The sequence below is a fragment of the Stenotrophomonas sp. 82F1 genome (assembly GCF_056861525.1).
This window is the reverse complement of sequence record NZ_JBSPUD010000033.1, coordinates 26,277-35,268: the sequence shown is the minus strand read 5'-3', so window position 1 is coordinate 35,268 and position 8,992 is coordinate 26,277. Positions and strand designations below refer to the sequence as shown.

Annotated in this window: 8 protein-coding genes; 6 read left to right on the top strand and 2 right to left on the bottom strand. The window is 67.7% G+C overall.

The window, feature by feature from the left end; all coding sequences use genetic code 11:
• Nucleotides 1–179 precede the first annotated feature (179 nt).
• Complete coding sequence (gene yoaA / locus AC13GI_RS20795) at nt 180–2,228, top strand: DNA repair helicase YoaA (protein ID WP_099819103.1); 2,049 nt, start codon at nt 180–182, stop codon at nt 2,226–2,228.
• Nucleotides 2,229–2,237: 9 nt separating this feature from the next.
• Entirely contained in the window at nt 2,238–2,951 is a 714-nt protein-coding gene (gene tsaB / locus AC13GI_RS20790) for a tRNA (adenosine(37)-N6)-threonylcarbamoyltransferase complex dimerization subunit type 1 TsaB (protein ID WP_482997237.1), read from the top strand.
• Between the two features lie 516 nt (nt 2,952–3,467).
• Here tsaB and AC13GI_RS20785 read toward each other — a convergent pair.
• Complete coding sequence (locus tag AC13GI_RS20785) at nt 3,468–4,352, bottom strand: energy transducer TonB family protein (protein WP_380657974.1); 885 nt, start codon at nt 4,350–4,352, stop codon at nt 3,468–3,470.
• Nucleotides 4,352–5,299 (bottom strand): glutathione synthase, encoded by a 948-nt coding sequence (gene gshB, locus AC13GI_RS20780; protein WP_099818839.1) that lies wholly within the window; start codon nt 5,297–5,299, stop codon nt 4,352–4,354. Before gshB ends, AC13GI_RS20785 begins: the two co-directional genes overlap by 1 nt.
• A 240-nt stretch (nt 5,300–5,539) precedes the next feature.
• Between gshB and pilG the strand changes: the two genes are divergently transcribed.
• From pilG to AC13GI_RS20760, 4 genes are read left to right on the top strand one after another with little or no spacing between them, the layout of a single operon-like run.
• Nucleotides 5,540–5,941, top strand: coding sequence for a twitching motility response regulator PilG (pilG, locus tag AC13GI_RS20775; RefSeq protein WP_005418455.1), 402 nt, complete (start codon nt 5,540–5,542; stop codon nt 5,939–5,941).
• Nucleotides 5,942–5,958: 17 nt separating this feature from the next.
• A complete protein-coding gene (locus AC13GI_RS20770) occupies nt 5,959–6,321 on the top strand; it encodes a response regulator (protein ID WP_025877749.1) in 363 nt (120 codons plus the stop codon).
• A complete protein-coding gene (locus AC13GI_RS20765) occupies nt 6,321–6,851 on the top strand; it encodes a chemotaxis protein CheW (RefSeq protein ID WP_025877750.1) in 531 nt (176 codons plus the stop codon). The genes AC13GI_RS20770 and AC13GI_RS20765 overlap by 1 nt, the downstream gene beginning before the upstream one ends.
• 41 nt (nt 6,852–6,892) lie before the next feature.
• Nucleotides 6,893–8,929 (top strand): methyl-accepting chemotaxis protein, encoded by a 2,037-nt coding sequence (locus AC13GI_RS20760; protein WP_482997236.1) that lies wholly within the window; start codon nt 6,893–6,895, stop codon nt 8,927–8,929.
• Nucleotides 8,930–8,992 lie beyond the last annotated feature (63 nt).

Below are 8,992 nucleotides of genomic sequence, written 5' to 3'. Positions count from 1 at the left end.
TGGATGGCGCCATCGAGCCCCCAGGGACGGGTTTACGGCGTGTCCTGCCTGCCCTGTCCGACCCACCCCAGCACGTAGCAACCCAGAGCCATGAACAAACGCTGTTGCCGTTGCTTTTGCCTGTGCTCTGGCCTGAAACGGGTGCCGGGCAGCGCCCGGCCGGGTATCCTTTCTGCCTGATGTCCGACCTTGTCCATGCCAGCCGCGAAGCCCTCAGCGAAGGCGGCGCGCTCGCCTCCCATCTGGATGCATTCGTCCCGCGTCCTGCGCAGCTGCGCCTGACCGAGGCCATTGCCGCGTCCATGCAGCAACGCGACCTGCTGCTCGCCGAAGCCGGTACCGGCACCGGCAAGACCTTTGCCTATCTGGTGCCGGTGCTGCTGTCCGGAATGCGCACCATCATTTCCACCGGTACCCGCGCGCTGCAGGACCAGCTCTACCACCGTGACCTGCCGCGCGTGCGCCAGGCGCTGGGCGTCGGCCTGCGCAGCGCATTGCTGAAGGGACGCAGCAACTACCTGTGCCGTTATCGCCTGCAGCAGGCACGCGGTGAGCCGCGATTCTCCAGCCCCGAACAGGCGGCACAGTTCCAGCGCATCCTGGCCTGGTCCGGCCGCTCGGATTCGGGCGATATCGCTGAACTCGATGGCCTGGCCGATGACTCGCCGCTGCTGCCGATGGTCACCTCCACCGTCGACAACTGCCTGGGCAACGAGTGTCCCTTCTGGGATGACTGCTTCGTCGTGCGTGCCCGCCAGCGTGCACAGGCTGCCGACCTGGTCGTGGTCAACCACCACCTGCTGCTCGCCGATCTGGCGCTGAAGCAGGAGGGCTTCGGCGAGCTGCTGCCCGGTGCGCAGGCCTTCGTCATCGACGAGGCCCATCAGTTGCCCGAGCTGGCCGCGCAGTTCTTCGGCGAGGGCTTCGGCATGCGCCCCTGGCAGGAGCTGGGCCGTGACTGTCTGGCTGAAGCGCGCGGCGTGGGGGGCGCGCAGTCGGCATTGCAGGAACCGGTCGATCATCTGCAGCAGGCGTTATCTGCGTTGCGTGCTGCGATGGAGGGCTTGCCCGCGCGCGGTACGCAGTGGCGGGCGTTGGCAATGCCGCAGGTGCGCGAGGGTTTCGATGCGGTGATGTCCAGCCTGGTGGTGCTGGAGCAGGCACTGCAACCGTTGCGCGAGGCCGCTGCCGGCCTGGATGCCTGCCATGCGCGTGCGCGTGAGGCGATCTCGCGGCTGGGCCGTTGGCTCGGCGATGAAGAGCCCGCACTCGACTTCGATGCCGATCCCAGCGAAACGACCGCCGCCGCCGGCGACGTGCTCTGGTACGAGCTGACCCCGCGCGGTTTCCGCTGCCAGCGCACGCCGATGGATGTGTCCGCGCCGCTGCGCGAACATCGCGAGCGCAGTCATGCTGCATGGATTTTCACCTCGGCCACGCTGACCGTTGGCGGCGGCTTCGAGCACATCGCCACGCGCCTGGGCCTGGACGATCCGCAGACGCTGGTGCAGCCCAGCCCGTTCAACTGGCCCGAGCAGGCACTGTGCTATTTGCCTGAAGGCTTGCCCGATCCAGCCGCGCGCGGTTTCGGAACCGCACTGATCCAGGTGCTGCGCCCGGTGCTGCAGGCGTCGCAGGGCAGGGCGTTCCTGTTGTTCGCTTCGCATCGTGCGCTGCGCGAGGCGGCCGAGGCGTTGCGTGATGGCCCCTGGCCGCTGTTCGTGCAGGGCGAAGCGCCGCGCGCGACCCTGCTGCAGCGTTTCCGTGAATCCGGCAATGGCGTGCTGCTGGGCTCGGCCAGCTTCCGCGAGGGCGTGGATGTGGTCGGCGAGGCCTTGAGCGTGGTGGTGATCGACAAGCTGCCCTTCGCCACGCCCGACGATCCGGTGTATGAAGCGCGGCTGGAGGCAATCCGTACCCAGGGCGGCAATCCGTTCCGCGACGAGCAGTTGCCGCAGGCGGTCATTGCCCTGAAGCAGGGCGTTGGCCGGCTGATCCGCAGCGAAACCGACCGCGGGGTGCTGGTGCTGTGCGACCCGCGCCTGCTCAACCGTGGATACGGCAAGGTCTTCCTGCAGTCGCTGCCGCCGTTCCGGCGAACCCGGGCACTGACCGATGTGCAAGCCTTCTTTGCGCCACAATGGGGCCCCGTGGCAGATGCCGCAGCCCCGACCGCCGCCGTGGCGGGCCCGGAGCCGGTTCCCGGTGCCACGTTCCCCCTGTTCTGACCCGATCCGATGAAACTGCTCGCCTTTGAAACCGCCACCGAAGCCTGTTCCGTAGCCCTGCATGTTGATGGGCAGGTACTGGAACGCTTCGAGATCGCCCCCCGCCGGCACGCCGAACTGAGTCTGCCGTGGGCGGAGGAGCTGCTGGCCGAGGCCGGCATCAGCCGCCGCCAGCTGGACGGCATCGCGCTCAGTCGCGGTCCCGGTGCGTTCACCGGTGTGCGCCTGGCGATCGCTTTGGCACAGGGCATCGCGCTGGCGCTGGATCGCCCGCTGCTGCCGGTGTCGACGCTGCAGGTGCTGGCACTGCGCGCGCCGATGGAAGAGAAGCAGATCCTGTCGGCGATCGATGCGCGGATGGGTGAGTTGTACGTGGCACGTTTCGAGCGCGTGGATGGACTGCCGGTGGCCCGTGACGCCGAGCGCGTGTGCGTGCCAACGGCGGTGTCGTTGCCGGAAGGCACGTCCATCTACGGTGTTGGCACCGGGTTTGCCGCCGCCGAGGGCGCGCTGGTCGCGCAACTGGGTGCGGGTCTGCGCCGCTTCGATGCGACGGCGCTGCCGCATGCGGCAGATGTGCTGGCACTGGCGGTGCCGGCGTTCGCACGCGGCGAAGGCATTGCGCCGGAGAAGGTCGAGCCGGCTTACCTGCGTGACAACGTGGCGCTGACGCTGGTCGAGCAGCAGGCCGCGCGGGACGCGAAGGCGAAAGCCAACGGCTGAGCCCCTCGTGGCTTGGTTGGTCGCGTAAATCAAAAGCCGTGGGTTGACCGGGCGGGTGGGCTGCGCAGGGGACGCCGTGAATACGTCCCTGTAGGCTCGGGCGCGCCATCCATGGCGCTTACGCCCCTGCGCAGCCCACCCGCCCGGCCACGGACAGTTTCCGTGCGCGTCCGCCACGGAAATTCAAAACAAAATCAAAGTCAAAAGCCGATCGCTTCGCTCGCATCCACGCATGGCGTGGATCTACCGTGCAGGTGTGGCGTGGATGCCTCGTGTCGACCAAGGTCGACACCTACCAACAGCAAAGATGCGCCGCGATCTATCAGAGGTGGGGCGGTGTGGGCTTGCAGGACCGTTGGCGCCATGGATGGCGCCATCGAGCCCCCAGGGATGGGTTTACGGCGTGTCCTGCAAGCCCACACCGCCCCGCCAAACCAACAGCCCAACCGCCGCTCTTGATCTTGCAGTTGCAGTTGCTTCCAGCGGGTCCCGGGCCGCAGGCCCGGGCAGAAAACCCTACCGGTCGTCGCGCAGTTCGCCACCCGGCAGGAACACCCACGTGCGCGTGACCTGCAGAATGTCGATCTGATCATCAGTGTTGGGCAACGGCGGGAACGGCTGCGCCAGCTGGATCACCCGCAGCGCCGCCTCATCCAGCAGGGGCGTACCGCTGGAGCGCAGGATGCGGCTGCTTTCCACGCTGCCATCGCGGCGCACCCCCACGCTGATCACCACCTGCCCACCCAGCCGGCGCTGCCGCGCTTCGTCGGGGTAGTTCAGGTTGCCGACCTGCTCTGCGCGGTCCACCCATGCGCGAAGGTAATTGGCGTAGGCGTATTCGCGCGTACTGGCCGAAACGAATTTCCGGTTCGGGCGCTTGGCGTACTGCGCCGAACGCAGGTGTACTTCCGCTGCCAGCCGCGCCATCTCGGCATCGCGCTGTTCGCGTGCAGTCATCGGTGCATCCGGGGTGGGCTGCAACGGGGTAGGGCGCGACTGCGCCAGGGCCACCGTGTCCTGGCCATTGCGGCTGCTGACCACGCGCGCCTGCGGCGGCGGCACCGGTGCTGCCGACTGTTGCTGCTGCGGTACCGGGCTGATGCCGGACTGCGCCTGCGGCACGATGCCGGCCTGGTTGTCGCGTGGGCGCTGCGCACGATCATGCTCGCCACCGCCCTCCTGGCTGGCGGCGGCCAGGAAATCGGCCTGCTTCGGGGTCAACGCGGTGCGGGTCTGGCTGAAGATCACTTCCAGGGTCGGTACCAGCGGCGCGTCGCCTTTCACGGCAAAGCCGACCCCGAGGATCAGCAGGGCGTGCACCAGCACCGACAGGGCGATGGTGGCGCCCAGCCGCTGCGCTTCACGCGGCGGCGGGGCGAGGACGGCAGGTGCGGCATCCATCAGCGCAGATCGGCCTCGATCGCGTCGAACAGGGTGCCGGCGATGTTCAGGCCGTACTGCGCGTCCAGTTCGCGCACGCAGGTCGGGCTGGTCACGTTGACCTCGGTCAGGTAGTCACCGATGACGTCCAGGCCGACGAAGCGCATGCCACGGCGCTTCATCTCCGGGCCGACCTGGGCGGCGATCCAGCGGTCGCGTTCGCTCAGCGGCCGGCCTTCGCCGCGGCCACCGGCGGCCAGGTTGCCGCGGAACTCATCGCCCTGCGGAATGCGCGCCAGGCAGTAATCGACCGGCTCGCCATCGACCAGCAGGATGCGCTTGTCGCCGGCAGTGATGTCGGGAATGAACTTCTGGGCCAGGGCCAGCTTGCGGCCACCGTCGGTCAGCGTTTCCAGGATCACGTTCAGGTTGGGGTCGCCCTGGCCGCTGCGGAAGATCGAGCGCCCACCCATGCCATCCAGCGGCTTCAGCACGGCCTGGCCGTGTTCCAGCGCGAAGGCCTTCAGCGCCTTGGCATCGCGGCTGACCAGGGTCGGCGGGCAGCACTGCGGGAACAGCAGCGCGGCCAGCTTCTCGTTGTAGTCGCGCAGGCCCTGTGGGTTGTTGACCACGCAGGCGCCGGCGGCGGCGGCGACATCCAGCACCTGGGTGTCGTAGACGTACTCGGCGTCGACCGGCGGGTCCTTGCGCATCAGCACGACCTGGCCGGGGCCGAATTCAGTCCGGCTGAATGCGCCCAGCTCGTACCAGCCGGCCGGGTCGTCGCGCACCTGCAGGGGGGCGGTCCAGGCCACGGCCACCCCGCCTTCCAGCGCCAGCCCGCCCGGGCGCACGTAGTGCAGGGCGTGGCCGCGGCGCTGGGCTTCCAGCAGCATGGCGAACGTGGTGTCCTTGGTGATCTTGATGTGGGCGATGGGATCCATCACCACGATGACGTTCAACGGCATGGGCGCACCTGTCAGGCAAGGCGTTGATGGTAGCGGCAACGCCGGCCGTGCGCCTCCCCGGCGATGTGCAACGCAGCGTCCCTTGCCGGGCTGCGCAGTGATTGCCAATCCGGTCACGTTCAGCCCGGCGCCACGCCCCGCGCCACGGACCGCCCTTGAAGCGGGCGCGGGAAGTGCGATATAGATACGCTTTCGCAGCGGCTCCCGCCAAAGATTGGGCCGTGCGCTTGGGGAATGGCAATGACTGAAAACACGACTGCGGGCGGGGAGCTCGCAGGACTCCGGGTGATGGTCATCGATGACTCGAAGACCATCCGCAGGACTGCGGAAACACTACTGAAGCGCGAAGGCTGCGAAGTAGTGACCGCGACGGACGGTTTCGAGGCCTTGGCCAAGATCGCCGACCAGCAGCCGCAGATCATCTTCGTCGACATCATGATGCCGCGCCTGGATGGCTACCAGACCTGCGCACTGATCAAGGGCAACCAGCTGTTCAAGGCGACCCCGGTGATCATGCTGTCGTCCAAGGACGGCCTGTTCGACAAGGCGCGGGGGCGCATCGTCGGCTCGGAGCAGTACCTGACCAAGCCATTCACGCGCGAAGAACTGCTGGGTGCCATCCGCACGTACGTCAACGCCTGACCAGGGGGAAAGGCACAATGGCTCGTATCGTCCTGATCGAGGATTCACCGACCGACCGCGCGGTGTTCACCCAATGGCTGCGCCGTGCCGGCCATGAGGTGCTGGAAGCGGACAATGCCGAAGATGGCCTGCAGCTGGTCCGCGACCAGGTGCCGCAGCTGGTCCTGATGGACGTGGTGCTGCCGGGCATGAGCGGTTTCCAGGCGACCCGGGCGATGGCCCGCGACGCCGCGATCAAGCACATCCCGGTCATCATCGTCAGCACCAAGGCGATGGAAACCGACAAGGCCTGGGGGCTGCGCCAGGGCGCCGCCGATTACATCGTCAAGCCGCCGCGCGAGGAAGAACTCATCGCGCGGATCAACGAGCTGGTGGCCTGATGCGCTCGCCCTTCGACATTCTTGAAGCCTACGAACGGCGCAGCCTGGCCCACGCGGTGCAGCTGCCCGGGCGGCAGTTCGCCCAGGACCTGTGGCGTGGCGTCGGTTTCCGTGTCGGCCAGCGCCGGCTGGTGTCCGATTTCCGCGAAGTGGTGGAGATCGTGCCGATGCCGCCGGTGACCCCGGTGCCCTGCGCGCAGCCGTGGCTGCTGGGCGTGGGCAACCTGCGCGGCAACCTGTTCCCGGTGGTCGACCTGAAATATTTCCTGGAAGGTGCGCGCACCGTCCAGCAGGAAGGCCAGCGCGTGCTGATCATGCGCCAGGCCGGTGGCGACGTCGCCCTGACCATCGACGAACTGTTCGGCCAGCGCAGTTTCGAGCTGACCCAGCAGATCGAGGCCGGTTCACTGGCCGAAGGACGCTACGGGCACTTCGTCGATCGCGCTTTCCATGCCGATGGCAACGACTGGGGCGTGTTTTCGCTCTCGCTGCTGTCGCGTACCCCTGAATTCCGGCAAGCCGCGGCCTGAGGCCGGGCATCGCCCCCTGCATTGAAAATCGAGGTTGAACGATGAGTACTGCTTCGGATGCCACCAAGTCCGGCAAGCTGCGGCTGGGCGGCAGCAACCTCTGGCTGGCGCTGCTGGCCCTGTCGATGATCCTGTTCGGTGTGAACACCGGTGTGTCCACCTGGCAGGGCAGCCGCCTGGCCGATGCCGGCTCCAAGGCCGCGGACCTGCAGGTGCTGTCGCAGCAGCTGGCCAACCAGGGCCGTGACGCGGTCGGCGGCAATGCGCAGGCCTTCACCGCCTTCAAGGCCACCCGCAACGCGATCGAGCAGAACGTATCGACCCTGCAGGGGCGCTACGGCAACGAGCCGGGCGTCTCCGGGGCGATCTCGACCCTGGCCGACACCTGGACGCCGCTGGGCAAGCAGGCCGGCCAGCTGGTCGCCAGTGAGCCGGCGGTGCTGGCGCTGGCCGGCAACGCCAACAACTTCTCCGGTGCGGTGCCGGGCCTGCAGGCCCAGTTGAACGAACTGGTGCGTGCGATGTCCGCCTCCGGCGCCCCGTCGTCGCAGGTCTACAGTGCCCTGCAGCAGGTGGTGGTGGCCGGTTCGATGGCCCGTCGCGTGACTGAAATCCGTGCCGGCGGCACGGCTGCGGCCGCGGCCGGCGACGCGCTGGCCCGCGACATCACCGTGTTCTCGCAGGTGCTCGATGCGCTGCGCAATGGCAACGAGGATCTGGGCATCACCGCCGTGCGCGGCGCTGCCGCCGTTGCGGCGCTGGAGCAGTCGCAGCAGAAGTGGGAGGCGATGAAGCAGGACGCCGACGCGATCCTGGCCAGCTCGCGCCAGCTGTTCGCCGCGCAGTCCGCTGCCGCCGCGCTGGGCCAGGGTTCGGCGAAGATGCTGACCGACAGCCGCAAGCTGTTCGAAGCGTTCTCCTCGTTCGGCTCGGTGTCCGACACCCGCCTGTTCCCGAATTTCTGGATCGGCGTGGTATCCGGTGCGCTGTCGCTGATCGCGATCATCGGCTTCGTCTCCACCAACGTGCGCAGCCGCTCGCGCGAACAGGAACTGCGCTACCAGACCCAGGTGGAGTTCAACAGCCGCAACCAGCAGGCGATCATGCGGCTGCTGGATGAAATCTCCTCGCTCGGTGAGGGCGACCTGACCGTGAAAGCCTCGGTGACCGAGGACATGACCGGCGCGATCGCAGACGCCATCAACTACGCGGTGGATGAACTGCGCCACCTGGTGACCACCATCAACGACACCTCGGCCAAGGTCGCGCTGTCGACCCAGGAAACGCAGGCAACGGCGATGCAGCTGGCCGAAGCGGCCGGCCACCAGGCCAACCAGATCACCTCGGCATCGGACCGGATCGGCGAAATCGCCGCCAGCATCGAGCAGGTATCGCGCAACTCGGCCGAGTCGGCCGACGTGGCACAGCGTTCGGTGGTGATCGCCGCCGAGGGTGCCGGCGTGGTCCGCGAGACCATCCAGGGCATGGACCAGATCCGCGACCAGATCCAGGAAACCTCCAAGCGCATCAAGCGCCTGGGCGAGTCCTCGCAGGAGATCGGCTCGATCGTGGAACTGATCAACGACATTTCCGAGCAGACCAACATCCTGGCGTTGAACGCGGCTGTGCAGGCGGCGTCGGCCGGTGAAGCCGGTCGCGGTTTCGCGGTCGTGGCCGACGAAGTGCAGCGCCTGGCAGAGCGCACCTCCGGTGCGACCCGACGCATCGAGAACCTGGTCCAGGCCATTCAGGCCGATACCAACGAAGCGGTCACCTCGATGGAACAGACCACCGCCGAAGTGGTGTCCGGTGCGCGCCTGGCCGAAGACGCCGGTACCGCACTGACCGAGATCGAGCGCGTGTCCAACGCACTCAACACCCTCATCAAGAACATCTCCATCGCCGCCCAGCAGCAGTCGTCGGCGGCGTCGGACATCACCCGCACGATGGGCGTGATCCGCCAGATCACCGGCCAGACCTCGCAGGGTGCCGGGCAGACCGCCGAGTCGATCGGCCACCTGGCGCAGCTGGCGGCCGACCTGCGTCGTTCGGTCGCCGACTTCAAGCTGCCGGCGTGACACGGGCAGGGCGGCGAGCAAGGAACCAGTCGATGAAGCATTTCCATTCCCCACGCCAGGATC